At 52.7% G+C, this 21,283-nt stretch carries 13 protein-coding genes and 1 pseudogene; 8 read left to right on the top strand and 6 right to left on the bottom strand.

From position 1 onward, the window contains the following. Positions 1-68 precede the first annotated feature (68 nt). The 3 genes and pseudogenes from RAC89_RS12865 to RAC89_RS12860 all read right to left on the bottom strand — a co-directional run bounded on the left by RAC89_RS12865 (position 69) and on the right by RAC89_RS12860 (position 6,596). A complete protein-coding gene (locus tag RAC89_RS12865) occupies positions 69-3,590 on the bottom strand; it encodes a cadherin-like beta sandwich domain-containing protein (protein WP_306613936.1) in 3,522 nt (1,173 codons plus the stop codon). Positions 3,591-3,602: 12 nt separating this feature from the next. Continuing rightward, a pseudogene (locus tag RAC89_RS31660) lies at positions 3,603-3,734 on the bottom strand (S-layer homology domain-containing protein); the annotation flags it as partial. Between the two features lie 348 nt (positions 3,735-4,082). Then, positions 4,083-6,596 carry a U32 family peptidase gene (locus RAC89_RS12860; protein ID WP_306613934.1) on the bottom strand — a complete coding sequence of 838 codons (2,514 nt, stop codon included), beginning with the start codon at positions 6,594-6,596 and terminating at the stop codon, positions 4,083-4,085. Positions 6,597-6,747: 151 nt separating this feature from the next. Here RAC89_RS12860 and RAC89_RS12855 point away from each other — a divergent pair, with 151 nt between their 5' ends. Continuing rightward, on the top strand, positions 6,748-8,250 hold the full coding sequence (locus RAC89_RS12855; RefSeq protein ID WP_306613933.1) for a GGDEF domain-containing protein: 1,503 nt from the start codon (positions 6,748-6,750) through the stop codon (positions 8,248-8,250). A 47-nt stretch (positions 8,251-8,297) separates the two neighbouring features. Here the strand turns inward: RAC89_RS12855 and RAC89_RS12850 are convergent, their stop codons facing one another. Beyond that, positions 8,298-8,978, bottom strand: a complete 681-nt coding sequence (locus RAC89_RS12850) for a hypothetical protein (protein ID WP_306613932.1) — start codon at positions 8,976-8,978, stop codon at positions 8,298-8,300. A gap of 190 nt (positions 8,979-9,168) precedes the next feature. Here RAC89_RS12850 and RAC89_RS12845 point away from each other — a divergent pair, with 190 nt between their 5' ends. The 6 genes from RAC89_RS12845 (at position 9,169) to RAC89_RS12820 (ending at position 18,084) form a co-directional block, all read left to right on the top strand. Further along, entirely contained in the window at positions 9,169-12,486 is a 3,318-nt protein-coding gene (locus tag RAC89_RS12845) for an FG-GAP repeat domain-containing protein (RefSeq protein ID WP_306613931.1), read from the top strand. Positions 12,487-12,553: 67 nt separating this feature from the next. Further along, the gene (locus RAC89_RS12840; protein WP_284643348.1) at positions 12,554-12,811 is read left to right on the top strand and encodes an acyl carrier protein; all 258 of its coding nucleotides are present in this window, start codon (positions 12,554-12,556) and stop codon (positions 12,809-12,811) included. Positions 12,812-12,817: 6 nt separating this feature from the next. Further along, positions 12,818-14,014, top strand: coding sequence for a class-II aminoacyl-tRNA synthetase family protein (locus tag RAC89_RS12835; RefSeq protein WP_306613930.1), 1,197 nt, complete (start codon positions 12,818-12,820; stop codon positions 14,012-14,014). 22 nt (positions 14,015-14,036) lie between these two features. Next, entirely contained in the window at positions 14,037-14,933 is an 897-nt protein-coding gene (locus RAC89_RS12830) for a hypothetical protein (RefSeq protein ID WP_306613929.1), read from the top strand. Positions 14,934-15,011: 78 nt separating this feature from the next. After that, positions 15,012-16,163: an MBOAT family O-acyltransferase gene (locus tag RAC89_RS12825; protein WP_306613928.1), complete on the top strand. Its 1,152-nt coding sequence runs from the start codon at positions 15,012-15,014 to the stop codon at positions 16,161-16,163. 952 nt (positions 16,164-17,115) lie between these two features. Continuing rightward, positions 17,116-18,084 (top strand): sugar phosphate isomerase/epimerase family protein, encoded by a 969-nt coding sequence (locus RAC89_RS12820; protein ID WP_284643338.1) that lies wholly within the window; start codon positions 17,116-17,118, stop codon positions 18,082-18,084. Between the two features lie 77 nt (positions 18,085-18,161). Here RAC89_RS12820 and RAC89_RS12815 read toward each other — a convergent pair whose 3' ends face one another. Continuing rightward, on the bottom strand, positions 18,162-18,368 hold the full coding sequence (locus tag RAC89_RS12815; RefSeq protein ID WP_306613926.1) for a DUF2759 family protein: 207 nt from the start codon (positions 18,366-18,368) through the stop codon (positions 18,162-18,164). 261 nt (positions 18,369-18,629) lie between these two features. Here RAC89_RS12815 and RAC89_RS12810 point away from each other — a divergent pair, with 261 nt between their 5' ends. Next, positions 18,630-20,249 (top strand): nitrite/sulfite reductase, encoded by a 1,620-nt coding sequence (locus RAC89_RS12810; protein ID WP_306613925.1) that lies wholly within the window; start codon positions 18,630-18,632, stop codon positions 20,247-20,249. Positions 20,250-20,304: 55 nt separating this feature from the next. Here the strand turns inward: RAC89_RS12810 and RAC89_RS12805 are convergent, their stop codons facing one another. Then, positions 20,305-21,234, bottom strand: coding sequence for an alpha/beta hydrolase (locus RAC89_RS12805; protein WP_306613923.1), 930 nt, complete (start codon positions 21,232-21,234; stop codon positions 20,305-20,307). Positions 21,235-21,283 lie beyond the last annotated feature (49 nt).

Here is a 21,283-nt window from a genome sequence, read left to right as displayed (position 1 = left end):
CAGCTTAAGCAAAGCTTAAATTGGGCTTAAAAAAATGTGTCGGAATTGTGAATGAAACTTATTCTTTATTAACTATCCAAATTTGCGCCAGAGAACAGCAGTTTAGCATCCTCTACAATACCAGCACTTGTAACCCATACAGCATAAACGGAAGCGTTAGATCCTCCAAGTGTTGTAACCAATGGGCTTGCTACGCCGTCACTGTTAGTGCTAGCCGTTGCATCCCAAATGTTAGCTCCATCTGTTCCAGTGTAACCTACTGCTTCATTAACAGCAGCGTCTGCAGAAGATGCAACCACCAGGAACACTTTACCACCAGTCGATTCATCCGCCAGCGGAGTAGAATAAACGACTTCACCGACTGTTGTACCATCAGTAAAGGTTCCAAGCTTAAGTCCTGGCAAGACAACGAATCCGTTTGTAATAAATGTGCTTGTCATTTCTGCGTTTGTAATTACGATGTTCGAAGACCCTGCTGCTTCATTTGCCGGTCCTGTGAAAGTCAATGTTCCTGCGCCGGTGTTGTATACGGCACCAGTGACCGTTTGGTCATTAACAGATACAAGTGGGTTTGTCTGGAATCCGCTAACGCCTGTAAGGGTTACAGACTCATTTGTATTTCCTTCAATCACATAAACGGCAGTATCAGTTACAACAGGATTATACACAGCTCTAGTTACAGAAATTGTGTAATCCTTTGTAGCTCCATTTTGGGCATATACACTTACAGTAACTGTATTTACGCCTTCAGTCAGGCTGATTGGAGCAGATGCTGCACCACTCGTTACTGTGACGTTGTTGATCTTTAAAGTTGAATTACTGTCATAAACAGTTGCTGTAACAGTGATATTGTTTGTTGCATTGGATACAGAAGCAGTGTAGCTATTTACATTGGCATTAAACGCTGGCGCAAGTGTACCTGCACTCAATGTCAAATCACTCAGGTCAGCATTACTGCTGAGGGCCGCTTCTCTTGTAATTACTACAGTATAATCTTTAGTGCTTCCGTTTTGTGCGTAAACGTTAAGAGTAACTGTATTGCTTCCTACATTCAAAGAGATCGGAGCTGAAGCATAGCCGCTTGCAGTATAAATGCCATTCACTTTTAGCGTCGAATTACTGTCATAAACTACACCAGTTACCGTAACACTGTTTGTTGCATTTGAAACAGTTGCTGTGTAGTTCGTAGTGTTCGCATTAAAGACTGGAGCCAATGTTCCTGCACTCAAGCTAATTGCCGTCAAATCCGTATTTCCACTCAAAGCAGGTTGACGGTAAACCATTATGCTATACCCTTTTGCTACTGTACCGTTCAGAACATTAATTGTAATCAGGTTGTTACCTTCGTTAAGATTGATTGCGGACGATGCCGAACCACTTTGTACAGTAGAACTATTTACCTTTATGGTTGCATATACCGCATCATAAACAGTAGGTGTAACAGTGATGCTTGAAATGGAATTTGGCACCATTACCCCATAGTGGAAGGTGGCAGAATTGAACCCAGGGTTCAAGATTCCTTCGCTTACTGCGAGATTGGACAGATATGCGTTTTGCTCTGGTTCAACGCTATAATGTAATGTTACATCTACACCTGCATTATGTGTATCATATACAGTCGCAACAACCGTTGTAGTCCCTACTCCAATAGGGTTAATATACAACTTTCCACCACTTATCCATGCATTAACGATGTTTGCAATTTCGTCATAAGTAACTTTGGTAACCGTTAATGAATCCCCATCAGCATCAGTTGCTAAGTCAGATCCGGCGAAAACATGTGTTGGTGCATTAACAGTGGCTGCCACGTAACCTCCTATACTCACAGGTGCGCTATTAGTATGCGTATCCGGTGTTATAGTAATGCTACCTGTTATTACAGTAGACTCAAGAGTATCACGCACTGCCCTAACGCTCCAGCCCCAATCACCAGGACTAAGAGAGCCGGATGTGAAAGTGAAGCTACCATCAGAATTTAGGATTACTCCTTGTGCCGTAGTATGTGGGAAAGTATCACCATTAGGGCTGACTACAGTTACAACTACATCAGATGCAAAGCTTACTTTCCCCGTTACTTCAATTTGCTTGTGAACGTTAACAGTAGCAGAGGCTTCGTTTACTACAGGAGTAGCAGCCGGTACAACAAACTGTGCATCCACTGTTTTATTCTTGTAGCTTACGCTATATACAACCGTTTGTTCATAAGTTGCTGCTGTGAAAAAGGGTACTTTTAATGTTACTGTTTTTGCCTCTTTATCTGCTGTCAGTTCAGTTGGTGTAACGCTGTAGGTTAAAGTTTCTTTACCATATACCGTTGCAGTTACGCTGAAATTAGCGATATCGAAGCCTACAGCTGGAACAGCTGTTACGTTTACTGTAATAGCACCATTTACTGCAGTTGCAAAGGTAATGTTAGCTACAACTGGATTAGGATTGTTGTTGTCGTCTGAGCTGCCGCTGTCGTTGCTGTTGCCAGTCGACCCACCACCTATTGCACCGGATCCGTTAGTGTTGTTGCCAGTCCCTTGCTCCACTTGCTGTGGTTGCTTCTCAAAGGAGCTGTTCTCCGCGCCTTTATTTACAGTCGCCTTCTCAATTGTTCCTTCGCCTTTAACGGACAAACGAGCATTCAATACCAGTTGAGAAATTTTTGCGTCTTTACCAAGGTTAAGAGCTGTGTTGGAGGATTTATCCGACGCCGTAAGATTCTTAATCGAGCCAGACGGAACATCTACTGCAGTTCCCTTGGAATTGATTGCAACATTCTCGAAATTTCCAAGCAAGCTAATTTTAGACCCTTCAGGTAAACGGTCAGATAAGGTTACATTTTCAAACCCTTTTCCTGTGGCCTTAGAATTGTCAATCTTAGCATTAGATTGAACATCAACATCTTTTACCGATGTTTTTCCTTCAGCTACGATTCGAACTTCCCCGGTACGCTTATTGACTACGATTTTTACTAGCACTGCATCTTTAAAATGGATCGAATTGGCCCCGCCACCGTTTACAAATGTATCGCCATTTACGGTAACATTGTTGAGGTTTACATCGCCCTCGCCAACACCTTCACCTAATGTCAGATTGCCGTTAATCCTCATGTTCTGCAGCGTTACTCCAGGAGCATTTACGATTACGTTACCTTTTACAGTCTCGTTACCCGTTGCTGGCCCGTAAGTCCCTGCCTTATCGTATGTAACACTTCCAGCTCGATCCAGCGTTACAATTGCTTCAGCTCTTGTAATTTTGCTGTCATAACGAAGGGATCCATCTTCGTAGCCTTGGAAGAAACCTTTCGATACGACTGCGCCGAATGCACCTTTACTCCAATCAGGGAGCAGGTTTCCGTCCTTAAACTTGCTAAGATACGCATCCTTAGTTGTGTCAAGCTTAAGCAGGTTAGAAATGATAACTGCTACCTCTTGACGAGTAACATGATTAGTTGGACGGATCGTGTTATCCTCATAACCACTGATGTACCCTGCCTTTAATGCAACTGCAACCGGCTCGTGATCCCAGTTGGATGGATTAACATCCGTTGCCTTAACTTCAGCCTTTTCTTTGAAGCCCCAGACACGGTTCACCATGGTCATGAGCTCGGCACGAGTAATCGGATTGTCCGGCTTTACCGTTCCATCCTCATACCCTTGAATGTATCCCTTTCCGACCCAGGACTGAATTTGGTTTTCAGCCCAATGACCTTTTGTGTCCTTAACTTCTACTGCCGCAGATGCCATATTCACAGATGCGAGCATTAAGCATGTGCTCATGAGTATGGCGGATGCTCTGCGTAACTTCGAGAATCCTTTCACTGTTCTTCCTCCTCTTTTTCTAATGCAGGAGATAAGAACGGAAATCTTCGGGGTCGTGTTACAAATATTCTATTGTATGGTTTCACATATACCTCCTTAGCTCCAGCTTATTCCTGCTAAGGATTTTATAATTCGACACTATTTTGGTATTTCCTTCTATTTTTTTGTGACTTTACACACATATTAAATAGTCTTTAGGATTTATAAATCTAAGTCCGAAGAGATAAAAAAATCCCCCTTCATTTTTAAGCAGAAGGGGGATTACATGTCTCTCTATTTCACCAGCTGTCCGCGCGTTACGCCGAGCTGGTTGGTCGCCTTCAGCGACTTCCACACCTGGGTGCCGCTGATCTCGCCGCGCATGGCGCGCTCGTACAGCCCGAGCACCTCGTGGACCTTATCCGGTGTTTCCTCGAGGAACTCCACGCGGTACCGCGATACACCAAGCTCCATGAAATGGGCCAGGTACTCGGCCCCCGACTGATCGATGGCGTTGTAGACGGTATTGCGGCAGCCCTCGTCCACCCGCACCGGATGGGAGAAGCCGACGCGGTCCTGCAGGGACACGCGATGCTCTTCGCACGGACGACCGCAGTTCGTGTAGTCCGTGCCGGGGCTCATAAACGTGCAATAGACACAATGCTCGGTATGGAACATCGGCAGATGCTGGTGGATGACGATCTCGAGACGGCTCGTGTCGGTACGGCGCAGCAAATCCACCATCTGCTGGATGTTCAGGTCGTACGACGGCGTGACCCGGTCGAGGCCGGCATCGGTGAACAGCGCAGCCGCCTTGTGATTGGCGATGTTCAGCGAGAAATCGCCGATCAGCTCGCGGCGCGCTTCCGGGTTCTCGGCGAAATGCCGCAGGAACCAGTACACCGCACCGGTGTTGCGTACCAGAACCGCGTCCGGCGCCAGGTTCAGGATGTTCTTGAAGTAGCCCGTCTCGCCGGGCATATGGATCCGCGGCGTAGCCAGCGCGATTCGTTTGCCCGCAGCGCGGGCAGCGTCTACGGCGGCGGGGAACTGCTTGATGAACTCGAAATCGGCATAGATGAGTTCAACGTCCCGCTCGCACGCCGCCTGCACCTGCTCGAGGCTGCGGCACAAGACCGTGAGCCCCGAACGCGCGGTGCCGCCCGAAGGCAGCGCGGACGCCCCGGCAGCCGCGGCGTCGTCGTACGCCCCGAGGCTGCGCTTCACGTAGGCGCGCGGCCGGCGGCGCGCCGTCTCCAGCTCCTCCGCGGCGCGGCGGCGCATAGCGTTCAGCTCGCGCATCGGCACGATGAGGTCGCCGTTCAAATGAACGTCGACCGACTCCAGCGCGAACACGGTGCCGCCGAGGCGCCCGAACTGCTCCTCGAACAGCGCCGCATCCATCGGACGCTTCTCGGCAGGAGCCAGCGGCAGCTCCGACTCGACCACGACGGTGTGACCGGCTTCCACGTCGGTCCATACGCTCTTGAGCGGCTGCCCTGTCGTTCCGGTCACCTTCACCCGCACCGGGAACACGCGGTACGGCTTGTCGGTTTCGTAGGTTTGGCGAAGCCTTTTATCCAAATGAGGGTCGTTGGTCTTCCAGATCCGGTCACCCACATGCACACGGCCCAGGTTCACATCGTTGCGTCCGGGTACGATCTCAATCGCACCGCCCTCCGCCTCGCCTTCGAGCTTCACGCCCTTACGACGCAGGTCATACACTCGGCCGCCCTCTTCCTTCTTCGTCGGATCGCCGGCATCGAATACGATGCCGTCTCCGCGCTTCAGGGGCGCCTCGAGCTCACAGATCACGCCGTCACGAAGCACCTGCTTCACCCGGCCCAGGAAAACGCCGCGGCTTTTCGGATACGTACCCTCCACCAGCTGCTTGTTATTCGTCCCCTTCAGGAAGCCGTGCGTGAATCCGCGTGAGAAGCTCTGCTCCAGCTCCCGCAGCTCCTCCTTCGTAGGTTTCGCATCCTTCCCGTCAAAGTAACGGTCAATCGCGGCACGGTACTTGCTTACCACGTTCGCCACGTACTCCGGGCTCTTCAAGCGGCCTTCGATTTTGAAGGAGGTGACTCCCGCCTCAATCAGCTCCGGGACGAGCTCCAGTGCGGCCAGATCCTTCGGCGACAGCAGATAGGCGACATCCCCCATCGGCTTCTGCACACCGTCCACCATAAGGTCGTATGGCAAGCGGCAAGCCTGCGCACATTCCCCGCGGTTCGCGGAACGGCCGCCCCACATCTCGGAGGTCAGACACTGACCCGAATAAGATACGCACAGCGCTCCGTGCACGAACACCTCCATTGGAAGCTTGGCCTGATCGCCGATCTGCTTGATTTGTTTCAGATTGTTTTCCCGGCCGAGAACTACCCGCTCGATTTCGAACGGCTTCGTGAACTCCACCGCCTCCGGCGAGGTGATGGTCATCTGTGTGGAGCCGTGAATCGGGAAGTCCGGCGACAGCTCGCGGATCATCCGCACCAATCCCAGGTCCTGCACAATCACTGCGTCGACCCCCGCGTCAATACAAGCCTCAATCAGCTGCTTGGCGTCCTCCAGCTCTTCCTCGAATACGAGGATGTTAAACGTCAGGAAGCCCTTCACTCCATATAGATGAAGAAAGGACATAATATCCGGCAGCTCGTCCATCTTAAAATTGTGCGCACGGGCGCGAGCATTGAATTTTTCCACTCCAAAAAAGACCGCATCGGCGCCATTGGCCACCGCCGCCCGCAAGCAATCCCAATCGCCGGCCGGAGCCAGCAGCTCTATATCTGATCTGCGTAATTCGCGCATGAAAGGTTCCTCCGATTTCAAACGTACTCTTCTATATAGTGTACCAGAAGGCGCCTGGCAACGCGAATTGGAGATGAGTGGAAAGAGGATTTTGTCAAATCATGACGAATAATATATCTATATATTTTTCGCGAATCGCGGTGAGCTGACGATGCTAAAGGATTTCATCACCAACGCTTCCCTTTTAATAGCATCACTACTAATCATTGTATACTCGTTCAAGCGCTGGCCTGTGCGGGAACAGACCGGCTTGGCCCTTCGAGCTGTAGCAGGCATACTGTTCGGACTCCAAGGGATATTGTTGATGGTCTATAGCATCCGAATAACGGAAACCGTGATCATAGACCTTCGCCACATCCCCGTGCTCCTTGCCGCCCTGTATGGAGGCTGGCCGGCAGCCGTCATTTCGGTGCTGATCGTCGTCATCGGCAGAATGGGGCTCTACGGTATTACCTTCTCCTCGCTTGCATCAGGGGCAGGAATGCTTTTGGTGGCCGCACTCTGTATGCTGTTCGCCGGCCGGAGGGGGGTAAGCCTCACCCGTTTCTTATGGCTGCTGATCATGTCGGAATCCATTTTGTCCGTCGTCATCTGGTCAGGACTTCAGCGTACAGGGGCGACATCCATTCTTCCTTCTATTATCGGCGCTCACTGGGCGGCTTCCTTGTCCGTCGGCCTGCTGACTGCGTATGTCTTCCGTTCCATGATCCGGGCCAATGAGTTCAGCCGGATTCTTCAGGAAAGCGAGGAAAATTACAGGAAGCTGATCGAAAATTCTCCTGATGCGACCTTCGTGCATAATGAGAAGGAAATCCTTTTTGTAAATGATAAGGGACTGAGGCTCCTTGACGCGGCAAGCCCTAAAGAAGTGCTGGGGAGATCGGTTTATGATTTTATCCACCCGTCCCACCAGAAGGAAGCCCGGAGGCAGTGGAGGCTGATTTTACAAAAGAATGGAGCTCTTCGGCTGGACCAAAAATACTTGACCTTAAGCGGAAAAGAGCTGGATGTAGAGGTTTCCGTCTCACCGATTAAGTACAATGAGGAATCGGCCTATTTGGCCATATTCCGGGATATTACGGAGCGAAAGCAGACGGAGCGAAAGCTCCAGGAGGCGATGGACGCCTTGCAGAAGCTGTCCGATCTGGACGGACTGACGGGGATTCCTAACCGGAGGAGATTCGACCGGTTCTTGGCGGAGGTTTGGCTGGCGGCTGCGGAGCGGTCACAGCATCTGTCCCTTGTGTTCTTCGATGTGGACTACTTTAAGCTGTATAACGACACCTACGGTCATCAGGTAGGGGATGTCGCGCTGCGGAATATTGCTTCGGTCATCCGCGACATGATGGAGGGAACCGCCCACCTGCCGGCTCGATATGGCGGCGAGGAGTTTGCGGTCATCCTGCCAAATACACGAATCCAAGTAGCGAAGGAAACCGCCGAACGAATCCGGGGACGGATCGAGCAGCTGCACATGGCGCACACGGCATCCAAGATTGCCGATCATGTCACCGTCAGCTTGGGCGTAGCTTCGCTGATTCCCGGCGCGGGAATGCCGCAGGAGGTATTGCTTCAGATGGCGGACCGGGCACTGTATCAGGCAAAAATGGAAGGACGCAATCGCGTCATGGTCTATCATACGACCGAAGGCTGATCCCTTGGCAGGAGATCAGCCTTTTTTATTGCCGCCAACCGCTCAACTTAAGCATACCAGCCCCAAAGCAGCAGCGAAGTGCCGATCACGGCGATAAACAGCTCTGCGAGCGCGATCGACCGCTTGGATAAACGCACCATGAACAGGTTGAAGAAGCTGTGGACCGGGATGAGCAACAGCACCAGCCAAGCGGATTTCGCCAGCAGAAGCGCAGCCCCGATATGGAAAAAGCTTGCGAAAACCCGCTCCGGCACGCCCCACAACGGATGGGTCGGCCTGTGCCCCTGCGCCGCGAGCATCTCCTTCGCCTCCATGGCCTTCTCGTCGGTCTTCTCATACAGCGACATCATAGCGATACCGGAGATGATGGCATAGATGACCTCAATAGCCGCCCAGCCCTGTCCGAAGGAGAGCGAATAAGAGAAGGCCGTGGAAAGCAGCAGCAGCATGACGAGGCGGACGCCCTCCTCCATCAGACCGGAGGAAAGAACGACCAGCGTTTGCCCGCGCTGTTCGCCCAGTTTGCGTGCAAGCAGAATGACAGGAGTGCGCAGCATAAGCGCGAGTACCCAGCCGGCGGCGCCAAGTCCGAAGGCACCCCATTCTACAGCATAACCAAGCGCTTGGAATAAGAAGATAAGGGCTGCGGGTACGGCAAGCAGCAGCGGTATCGCGATAACCATACCTCGCTTCATGGATCGGATTTTTCCCGGTGATATGTCTTTCATAGGAAAAAGACTCCTTTCAAATGGAGATGATTTGTCCTTATTCAATATTATCATTTTTGATAATAATAGTTTACCGTTTGGGACAGCCGGGTGTCAAGTTCGTGTCCAAGGCTCGACAAAAGTTAACAAAGCCTGCTATCCGTGCTATAATGGCAAGGTAGTCCAACCAAGCTATAATTGAGGGATTTTTTTGAAACGGATCAGGCACCGCAAGGCCTCCCGGGTTCTCGTTCTGATCGGACTGCTGCTTCTCGCATCAGTCCTTGCCTTGCTGCTTATAGCGGAGAAAAAGCTATCCGTGCGCATGCTGTACTTGACTTCGGAGACGAGCTTCGATACAGCCGCCTATGGACAGCTGCAGCAATCGCTGGTTGCGAACCTTGAGCTGGAGCGCAGGGCATGGGATCAAGAGCTTACGGAGAAACGTCTTCAGACCTATCATAGCATTTACTTGGACCCGTCCCTCCATGAGCGTTTAACCGAAGCGCAGCAGAAGCTGCTTGAGGGTTACGTAGCGAAGGGCGGGCATTTGTTCCTTGAAAACACATTCGCCGCAGATTTTCCTGCAGAATTTCTTGGCGCCCAGGCGATCGTCGATGTGAAAGCTCCTGACGAAGGTCCGCTTACGTCGGCTCGCCTGAATGCGCAGCAGAGCGGCACCGCAGCCGGAACAGAAGGCAAGGAGATCCGGCCGGACGCCGGGATCTTCTTTACGTTCCCCGAGACTGCGGTCAATCTACGCTCGGTGCAGGAGCTTCTCATTAGCGCCGCGGACCACCTAGTGAAGCATGATACGGAAAATTCATGGAAGCATTTTTCCTGGGGGCAGGGCGTGATTCCTTCCACGGCCCAGCCGCTCATGACCCTGAAGGGGACGGATATCGCCCTCTACTCGCTGAACCGCTTCGGCAAGGGCACCGTGTTCCTCAGCGGCACCCTGCTGCCGAACCGCTATTTCCCGACCGGTTATGACTTGGCCGGAGGCATGGATCCGAAGCTCGGCTTCGACCGGTACGCCGCGGTGAAGAACGCGGCAAAAGGGCCGGTGCAGGGGGCGCTTTATTTCGATCGATCCCAGCTGCCGGTGGAGCCGTTCTTCCACTTCACCTTTGCTGCCGAGAGCGCCTTATTCCGCAGTGAATACGCCGCCTTCGTCGCGAAGGAGCTGTACGGCTACAGCGTGAAGAAGGTGCTCGGCCCTTATGGCCGTCCGGCGATGGCGCATCAGAATCATTTTGAGGCGTGGGAAGCGATTCGTGACGGAGAGGGCATCCGCTGGGCCGAGATGCTTCGGGAGTACCAGCAGATTCCCTCCTTCTCTCTCGTCCGTTCCGCCTTTCGCTGGGGGCAATGGGTTGAAGGCGTCGCCGTGCATCTCAACACGGGAACGCAGGCCGCTCCGGCGTTTGCCGGGGAGTCGCCGAGCTCCCATTACTCCAGCGGCCTGCGGCTGATGACGACGGACGGTCCTCTGCGGCTTGCGCCGTATCCGACCTACCGCTCGCTGGGCGATCGCATCGAGCTGCCGTACCGCGCGTACCCCGCGCTGGCGGACTTGAACGGCGACGGTCGCGCCGACCTGATCGTCGGCTCCGGCGACGGCAGCCTGCAGGCCTACATGAACGCGGGCACAAGTGCCGCCGCGTACGAAGGCCAGCCGCTGCCGGCCGGCATCCAGGCGCCGCCGTTCGTCTTCGGCGCGCCCGAGCCCCTGCGGCAAACGGACGGCACGCCGCTTGCCGTTGGCTCGTACGCCAGCGTCGCGGCGTACGACCTGAACGCCGACGGCCGCCCCGACCTGATCATCGGGTCGGCCGACGGCACGCTGCTGGCCGCCTACGGCGAAGCCGGCGGCCGCTACAGCAAGCCCGCGCCCCTTCGGGCAGGCGGGCAGCCCCTACGCGCCGCCGGTCCCGTAGCGGCGGCTGTCGGCGACGTCACCGGAGACGGCATCCCCGACCTGGTGGTCGGGGATGGCGGGGGCCAGGTGACGCTGTACAAGGGCCAGCGGAGCACCTCCGGTGCGCTGGCCTGGTCGGCGGGCACCCCTCTCGTGAGGGTGCCTGCGCCGTTTGCGGCGCCGTCCGTCCGCGATATGGACGGCGATGGGCGGGCCGACCTCGTGGTCGGCAATCTCGAGGGCGATCTGCGGGTGTACCTGCAGACCGCCCAAGGCGATTTCCGCGAGGCCGGCACACTGCAGGGCGCGAGCATGAACCAGCTCGGCAACCATGCGCTCGTCGGCGGGCACAGCTCCGTACCGCTATGGTACGATGTGAACGCCGACGGCAAGGACGATCTGATCGTGGGCCAGCTCGAGTTCGGACTGGCGATGCCGATCGATCACCCGCAGTTCCCTTTGAAGGAGCAGCTAAACGAATTTATCCGGTACACCAAGGAGCATTACCTTGAGCTGTACCCGCATATATTTGTTCATAACTATACAAGCGATGAGCAGGAGAAACAGGAGATCGCACTGCATCAGGAGGCATTCGAGAAGCTCGGGATTCCGTGGAGAATGACCGGTACGAATCAGCATACTTGGCGGATCAGCCATCCGGACCGGCTCCAGACGCTGCGTAATGAACGGGAAGCGGATATCTGGTTTAACTTCGGATTCCGTTCGCCTTATGCACCGAACGACCCGCGGCTCGGCTTCGAGTATGATGTCAGCCTGCCGTTTCTCATGACCGACAACGAGGGGCTCCCGGAGCTGGAGCAGCCGATGCTGCTGCATACGCCCGCTCCCGTGCTCCGTACCCGGCAGAAGCAGCCGATGTATTCGACGGAGGATCTGTTCGAAATGTACACCGCGCTGGACCTGCCGATCGATTATTTTGAGCACGTGGAGTACCAGACGATCGCACACCCGGAAAATCTCCTCGAATTCGTGCGTTACCTGGACAAGCTCCGCGACACGCACGATTATAATTTTATGACGGAGCAGCAGATGGCCCGCTCCTTCTTGAATACACTTACCACGAAGGTGGAGGTGTACCGGTCCTGGGGCACAGTTCTCGCCGACCGTATCAAAAAAGCGCTCCATCTCCCGACAAGCCCAAGCTTCCTGATCCGGCAGGACACAAGCCTCGTGCCGGATCAGGCGGCGGAATACAAAGGAACGCTGGGACTCGTCGTAGATCCCGGAGGCTTCTATATGGGCCGGACGGCGGCCACTAACGCCGAGGTGCATGATACGAAGGCAGGCAAGCTGTACTTGGGAGCAGCCGCCGGCGCTTCCACCTTGGTCAGCTTCGAACAGCAGGCCGAGCAAGCCTCGGATATGCATCTGATTCGTGTGAATGTGCCGTACAAGCTTAACGTTCAGAAGAACCGCTGGACGCTCGAGCTTAACGCTCCGGGCATGCAGCAGGTCAAGCTTTACAGTTCTGCGCCTCTTCAGTTTAAAGGACCCGACGGGATGACGGTGGAGCAGGACAAGCAGCAGAACACCTATACGATCACCCATTTTGGCGATATCACGACCATCACCATGACCATGCCTTAACTGCGAGGACGGCTTCCGGCCGTCCCGCTTCCATGTCACGCCCTAATCCAGAAGGAGGAGCTGTACTATGTCACTACAAGAGCTCATCGACCAATTGGAAGCTCATATCAAGAGCCGTTACGAAATCGAAGAGGACGATGACGATTTCAGTACGGACGTTCACCTTTTTGACTACGGCTATATCGATTCCATCGGTGCTACCGCACTCATCGCTCACATCGAAAAAACCTACGGCATTCAAGTAACCAATCAGGACCTGATGCTGTATCCCATGAACACCGTACGCGAAATCGCGCAATTCATTCACCAAAAGACTGCGAGGTAATCTCTCATGGAATGTGTAGTATCCCTGGAAGGTCTGGCGGCCAGCCAGCACGGACAGCTGAAATACGCTGCGGCCTTCATCGATGAGCAGATCCAAGACATTCGTCTTGAGAACGGAAGCATTCATATCCGTCACGAATCCCCCAAAGGAAACGAGGCGATCGCCGAGCGCGTGCGCAAGCTGATCGACCGTTTCTCGCAAGGCGATTTCGGCTTTAAAGAGAACATCCTGTTCGAGCATCGCACAGCGACGCCGTACAATCAGGATATCATCGCAGAGCTCACCGAGCGCAAAATCATCAAGGTGCTGGAGCCGGGCCTTTTTATTTTCCGGGAACCGTTCTCCAGCCTGATGCGTTTTCTGGATTACTCGTTCGTCACCAAGATCGGCGGGCGCTTCGAGGGTATGAAGGAAGAGCATTACCCTGCGGTGATTCATGCGGAAACATTGAACAAAACGAATCATTTCACCTCGTTCCCTGAGCATATCCACTTCTTGTCGCATCTTCGCGAGGATCTTGATGTCATTGAAGCCTTCAGTCAATCGATCCGCGACATCGGCGGCTGGAAGGACGAGGCGCCGTTGGATCAGGACGCCAACCTGGCAAAGCCGCGGTTCACGATGAACCCTTCAACCTGCTATCACTGCTACGAGGGATTACAGAACGAGATTCTGGAAGGGGAAGGCGTCATCGTCACCGCCATCTCCAAATGCCATCGCTTCGAATCCCGCAACCATACGGACTTCGGGCGTTTGCTCGATTTCAGCATGCGCGAGATTATTTTTGTCGGCAAGCCGGATTTCGTGAAGGAGAACCGCCTCCGTGCCATCGAGTACCTGAAGGAGCTCGCCGTGGAATGGAACGTGGACAGCATGCTGGAGATTGCGAACGATCCGTTCTTTACGAACGACTTCCAGGTCAAGGCTTCCTTCCAGCGAAACCAAGAAATGAAGTACGAGCTTCGCCTGACCATTCCTTATATCGATAAGTCGATCGCCTGCAGCTCGGTCAATTTCCACAGCAATACCTTCGGTAACGCCTTTAATATCAAAATGGGCAAGCGCAACGCCGTAACGGGCTGTGTCGGCTTCGGGATCGAACGCTGGGCATTCGCCTTCCTCGCTCAGTACGGCTTGGACGAGTCGAATTGGCCTGCCGCCTTCCGGGAGCAATACCATGCGTGGCAGCAGAAGTCACTCTAGAAAGCGTAGGACGTCTGCAGCCATGGTCGCTTTTTTACGTAAAAACAGCTTCGTGCTTCTACTCTTAGCCGCATTCGTGCTTTCGGATCTCGCCCTTGCTTACTGGGATCCGATGGTCACGTCGCGGCGTTTTTATAAGAACGATTTTACTAAAACCTTATACCACCACGGCTGGCAGGATCACGGTCCGATATTCTTCGGCAACTCGGCCGTCACGGGAGCTTACATCGAGCAGGAGTCGAAGTCCAAGCTGATGGAAATGGGCTTGTCCTATGGCAGACCTACCGATCTGAAAGCCATTCTCGAGCAGCAGCGCTTCCGCGTAGAGGACGAGCTTGTGATCGGGATTGACGTGCATACGATGCTTAACGTATTGCCTACAGATCCGACCTACCCATGGTTTAAGCCTTGGTACCAGCCTTATGTCTATGCTTATAGGGATTATTTCCGCGACAGCGGTACGGAGCTTGTGAAGAATCTTGCGCTTAAGATGAGCCTTGAGTATGAGCCTCGCTGGATTGACAAGGAGCTGTACTTCGGCCGAAAGACCGATGAGGAGCTGAAGAAGAAGTGGGATGAGTACGAGGAGAGGTTCGGCTGGAGCGCTCAGCCCCAGTACAAGGAAGACGTTGAAGCTTTGCAATGGATTACCGAGTACTGCCGGACAAACAACATTGCCATGCGTGTGATTTGGATGCCTTGGAATCGCGCTTACCCGCTGCCTCGCTACATGTCGGGGCTGCAGGAGGACGTAAATGCAAGACTGAAGGCTTCCGGAGTGCCCGTACTGGACTTGTTGACCGCCTATGATCCCAAGTATTTTCATGACCTGGTGCACCTAAGCCGTCAAGAGGGCGCTCCCGTATTCACGAAGGAGGTGGACGCATGGCTCGCATCGCTCGCAAATTCCTCGAAGTGATCGTTTATCTCGCCATGCTGATCATGGTGCTCATTTATTTTACCGGTAAGGGCTTATTCATTTACGAGGGGTTCTAATATGTGGTATTTAAATATGAACGCCGTGCTGGCGATGATCGGCATGTCGCTGCTGCTCGGCCTCACCCGCTGGTGGACCCCGAATAAGCGCTACCTGCTGCTCGCGTTCAATCTCGGCTTTCTCGTCATCTTCAGTCAAAAGCTGTTCGTTTTCTACCTCGCCTACACGGCGCTGAATTACTTGGCGTTCCTGATGCTGTGCCGCACCTCCCGTTTTCGGCAGGGCTGGTTCATCCTTCTGATCGGTTTGAATATAGCTATCGTCTGCGGACTGCGGATTCTCTTCATGGAAGAGTTTACGCACCCGGTGCTGGACGCGGTGATCACGCTTGGACTTATCTATAACGTGCTGAAGGTGATTGACGCGCTCTACTTCGCTTATTTCTTCGGTAAGGACGGCGAAGCGAAGGTCATCGATTATTTCAATTATATTTTATTCGTACCGACCTTTACTTCCGGACCGATTCTGAAGTTTCGCGACTTTATGGCAGATACCAAGCAGCCCTATCAGGTTAACGCAGCGCAGGTAGAGGAAGGCGTCAAACGCATTATTCTCGGGATGTTCAAAAAAATCGTGCTCGTCACCTGGATGACCGATGTGTTTACCAAATTATCCGGTCAGGAGCTGCACACGCACGAATCCTTGTTTTTAATGGTGTGGTTCTACGCACTCATCTATTTCGATTTTTCCGGTTATTCGGATATCGCCATCGGCTTCGGCCGCTTGTTCGGCTACAATATCCCGGAGAACTTTAAGAAGCCGTTCCAGTCTCCTACGCTCACGCAATACTGGCGCAACTGGCACGCTACGCTAGGCGATTGGTTCCGCGATCATATCTTCATGTTCTTCTCCCGCCAAACACCGAGCAAATGGACGGCCGCCGGCTTGTCGGTGCTGATCATGGTTCTAATCGGCCTTTGGCACGGCTTCTCGTGGCTGTACCTGCTCTGGGGCGTGTATCATGGGATGCTGCTTGCGTTGGAGAACCTTCTGGGCAAAACCATTGTCAACAAGAAAAAGGTTTCCAAGGGCTATTTCTACGCGCGCTGCGCCTTAACGCAATTGTTCGTAACCGCAGCTGTTATCGTCTATGGCGGCAGCCCTGAGGTTGTAGTGAAAATTTATCGCGGCTTGTTGAACTGGCCGTTCTGATGTAATAAAGCAGCAGTTGCTCCCCGGGTCTCCATTAGGGGGAGCAGCCGCTGCTTTTTGCTTATGGATCGTATCCCGAATGCTCAGGTCCTCTGGTCCAGAGGGTGGTGTCTGTTCGCAGCTTCTAAGCCTTATCCCCAACGCTCAGGCCCTATGAAACTTTCGGCAGAACACGATGACCGTTTTCTCGATTTTCCCCGTGCTGTGAAGGAGTAAGAAGTATTCGTTTCATCCCCCCTGTAACCATTCGTACTGAGCCATGGGGATAAGCTTCCAACACATCGCCTGGACCCTGCTTCCCGTCCATTAAAAAAGCAGCCTCCCCGGCTTAAAATACAACCGAAGTGCTGCCTTTTCTGTGGAATGGAGTCCCCTTCTAACTCGCGTCCGACTTATCCATCAACATTTCCATTCGGTCGGCATAGCCGTGTGATGAAACCGAGCACTGAAGCTGATTGCCTGATGAGGAGATGAATAGCTCCCCGATAGGTTGGTACACATTGTTCGCATCCCTCTTATGTACCTGAACGCTGCCCGACTTGATGTTAATGTTGAGTGAGATCTGGCTCGTGAGTTCAACCAGACAATGTAACTTTTTAAAGCTGTTCGGAAAGCGAAGCCAACTGCCGGATACCGTTTCAACAATATGAGTCTCCCTTAGATTCAATTCGATCCGCCCTCTCTTTAAAAAGTTTACCACATATTTCCGATTAACAAACTTATTGTATACGATGCGTATCGAAAAGAAACAGGAACGGTGTCGAGAGGTTATGTCGAAAGATCTTTTTTTAATTTACCATCGTACAACATGTCGATGGTTGTCCGAAACTCATACTTTGAGATGCGTGTAAGTAATGCTATAATTTGGTTTGATGCGTGTTAGAAAAGCCGTCGTTGAAGTGTATCTCTACTGTACACGCGTACATTTTATGAACCCTTATGGAGGTGTCTTATGAAGTTAGGCGTTTTCACTGTCTTGTTCCAGCAAAAGCCTTTCGAAGAAGCACTGGATTACATCGCATCCAAGGGCCTTGATGCTGTTGAAATCGGCACCGGTGCCTGGCCGGGCAACGCACACTGCAATCCTGACGTTCTCCTTTCCGACGAAGGCAAGCTGAAAGCGTTCCAGAAGGCTGTAGAATCCCGCGGACTTACCATCAGTGCACTCAGCTGCCACGGTAACCCTCTGCACCCTCAAAAACATATTGCGAAGGAATACCATGAGACGATTATTAAAACGGTAGACTTGGCTCAGCGCCTCGGCGTGCCGGTTGTCAACACGTTCTCCGGCTGTCCGGGAGACTCTGAAGACGCCAAGTACCCCAACTGGCCTGTGGCTCCATGGCCTCCGGAATTCCAAGAAATTCTCGCTTGGCAGTGGGATCAGAAGGTCATTCCTTACTGGAAGGAAACCGGTAAGTATGCATCCGACCGCGGTGTGAAATTCGGCTTGGAGCTTCATGGCGGCTTCTCCGTACATACTCCGGCTACACTACTGCGTCTGCGTGAAGCAGCCGGCGAAGTGATCGGCGCGAACCTAGACCCAAGCCATATGTGGTGGCAGGGGATCGATCCGGTTCAGGCTGTGCAAATTCTGGGCCGAGCCGGCGCCATCCATCACTTCCATGCGAAGGATACGACGATCGATCCGATTAACGTGAATCGCTACGGCGTAACCGATATGCAGCCATACACCAACATGCTTGATCGTGCTTGGCAGTTCCGCACGGTGGGCTACGGCCATGACCTCAAGACCTGGGCTGACATCATCAGCGCACTGCGTCTTGTCGGTTACGACTACGTTGTCAGTATCGAGCACGAGGACGGATTGATGTCCGTCGACGAAGGCTTCACGAAGGCGGTTCAGAACCTGCAGCAGGTATTGATCAAGGAACCGCTCGGCGAAATGTGGTGGGTGTAGCCCGCACGCGAAAAAGCCCTGACTTTACATTCGTAAGGTCAGGGCTTCTTTTTGTCCCCCATAAGTAAACGATACGCTTAGCTAACCCAGCCCTTGATCATGACGACTGTCACGAACATGAACACGAGCAAGCTTACCAAACCGAAGCCGATCGCAAACGGGTTCTTCTTCGGCGCCTTCAGCAAGCGGAATACACCAATCGCAATGATCAATGTAAACAAAATTACAAACGGGTCAAACCCGGTAAATTTGCTAGCTGCAGCTGCTCCTTCAGCCAAAAACATTGGAGAGACCTCCTTCAATATACGAAAAATACTTAATTTCTATCTTAGCCTGTGACGATTGGAAGTGCAAGGGGTTTGCCCAATCGTAACAAGTTTGTCACGTTTGCCGGGAAGGAATTGCAAGTATAACGAAAATCGCTAATTTGTATAACAAAACATTATAGGTTGTATCCCCCTGGCGATTTACGCCTAGCCCCAAAAGTGGTACTATAATGTAGATATTTCATATTAAGCTTATCGGAATTAGGGAGGCACTACAACATGGCATACGAAGCCGTTTGGACGAAAGACCCGTCCAAGTTAAATAAGTTCGAGTTTGTCAAGCTGGAAAAGGACGGACTGGACGTCATCCGCACGATCATTGAAAAGTATGCTCACGAAGGTTATGACTCCATTACGGAGGACGACATGAACCGCTTTAAGTGGGCCGGCGTATACGAGCAAAAGCCGAAAGACGGCCATTTCATGATGCGCGTACGCATCAACTCCGGGATCATGACTTCGGATCAAGCCCGCGCTATGGCTGAGATTGCCAAGGATTACGGCCGCAACCTGGTGGACGTAACCACACGCCAGGCCATTCAGTTCCACTGGCTGCGCATTGAGAACATGCCGGATATTTTCAACCGTCTGGAGAAGGTCGGCTTATACTCCTTCGAAGCATGCGGCGATTGCCCTCGTACGGTTGTCGGGAACCCTCTTGCCGGTATCGACAAGGACGAGCTGATGGATACGACGGATCTGGTGAATGAAGTTAACGACTTCTTCCTGATGAACCGTGATTTCTCTAACCTTCCACGTAAATATAAAATGTCCATTTCTTCTAATATTTATAACTCCGGTCATGCGGAAATCCAATGTCTTGCCTTCACACCAGCTACTAAGGTGATTGACGGTCAAGAAGTCGTCGGTTTCCATGTATGGGTGGGCGGCGGCTTATCCGCGAAGCCTCATTTGGCTCAGCAGCTTGATATGTTCGTGACACCGGGCGAAGTGCTGAAGGTAGCAACGGGCGTTACAACCATCTATCGTGACTACGGGTACCGCGAGAAGCGCCATCACGCGCGTCTGAAGTTCCTTGTTGCCGATTGGGGCGCGGAGAAGTTCAAGGAGAAGCTGGTCGAGCTGATCGGCGATATGCCGTCCCGCGGCGAAGAAGGCGTCATTGGCTGGAAGGCCGCCTATTTCGACGGCGTTCATCCGCAAAAGCAAGAAGGTTTGAATTATATCGGTCTTAGCTTGCCTGTAGGTCGTTTGAGCGGTGATGAGCTGATTGAGCTCGCTCGCATTGCTGACCAGTACGGCGAAGGCAAGCTGCGTACAACTGTTTCCCAGAACATCATCATTTCCGGCGTGAAGGACGAGAACGTGGATAAGGTGCTTGCTGAGAAGGTGCTTGAGCGCATCACTCCGAATCCGAAGCATTTTATGAGCCGTACCGTTTCCTGCACAGGGAATGAATTCTGTAACCTTGCAGTTGTAGAGACGAAGGAAAGAGCGGTCCGCGTAGCGGAATACCTCGATTCCAAGCTGGAGCTGGATGAAGAGATTCGCATTCATTTTATCGGCTGTCCGAACGCTTGCGGACAAAAGCATATTGCTGACATCGGTCTGCAGGGTGCTCTTGTGAAAACGCCGGAAGGTATGGTCGACGCATTCGATATCGCTGTAGGCGGTATTCTCGGGCCTGGCGCTCAGTTCAACCAAGTCATTAAAGGACGTGTGAAGGGCGACGATGTCGGTCCTGTTCTGGAGCAGCTGATCTTGTTCTATAAAGAGAACCGCAGCCCTGAAGAAACGTTTAATCAGTTCGTGAACCGTGTGGGTGTGTCCGCATTCCAAGATAAGCTTACTTCCGTTCTTGCTGTTGCTGCATCCTAATTCTTTTAAAAAAGCCGAGGTACATCTTATCCGATGTACTTCGGCTTTTTCGTTATTAGCTATGTCTTTGTAGCCAGTCGATGACATCGGCGGTTACTTCATCCCGGTTGATTTCATTCAACATTTCATGTCTTCCGCGGGGATACAGCTTCATCTCGATGTCCCTAAAGCCCATGAGCCGGAGCATCGCCGCCAGCTTCTTGACCCCCTTCCCGTAGTTACCTACCGGATCATCGTCCCCTGAGAACAAAAAGATAGGCAGATCCTTTGGGATTTGCTGCAGCCGATCCTTCCGGTACGATTCCTTTAACCCCTTGAAAAGCTCATAAAAGAAGCGCGCCGTAGGTACTCCCCCGCAATGCGGATCCTGTAAATAGTAGTCTACTTCAGAGGAATCCCTCGTCAGCCAATCAAATTTCGTTCTTCGCGATGTTATTCGCCTATTGTAGGGACCAAACGCGAGATGGTCGAGCAGCTTGCTGCGATGGCGTTCTCCTTTCAACCTCATGATCCCCCTTGCTATGGCTATCCCGATATCCAGCTCCGGCCCCTGCTCTGCCTTGACCCCGGAAAGCAGGACTCCCCTGACTTTGCTCGCATACCGAACCATGTAATGCTTCGCCAGCATCGAGCCCATGCTGTGACCTAAAAGAAATACAGGAAGCCCCGGGTGACGATCATGGATAAGGCTTGTTATGCCGGCTACATTACTAACCATTTGACGGAAAGCATCCTTCGGGAGATGTCCGAGCTCTTCCTCAGAATTTGCCGTACGTCCATGACCAAGATGATCATTCGCATACACCCCATAGCCAGCCTTTACTAGCGCTTGTGCGAACCGCTCATACCTTGCGGCGGTCTCCACCATACCGTGGGCTACCTGAACCATGCCTCTTATCGGTTGACCCGGTTCGGGCAGCCAGCTGTAAACATAAATCGACCGCCCCTCGTGGTCCTGCCAAGTGAAAGTCTGTTTTGCTACCATAGCCTAGCCCCCCAGTATCGAAAAAGCCCTGAACCACACATCTTCACCG

It is taken from the genome of Paenibacillus sp. GD4 (assembly GCF_030846225.1).
GTDB classification, from domain to species: domain Bacteria; phylum Bacillota; class Bacilli; order Paenibacillales; family NBRC-103111; genus Paenibacillus_G; species Paenibacillus_G silviterrae.
This window is presented reverse-complemented; position numbering and strand designations above follow the sequence as displayed.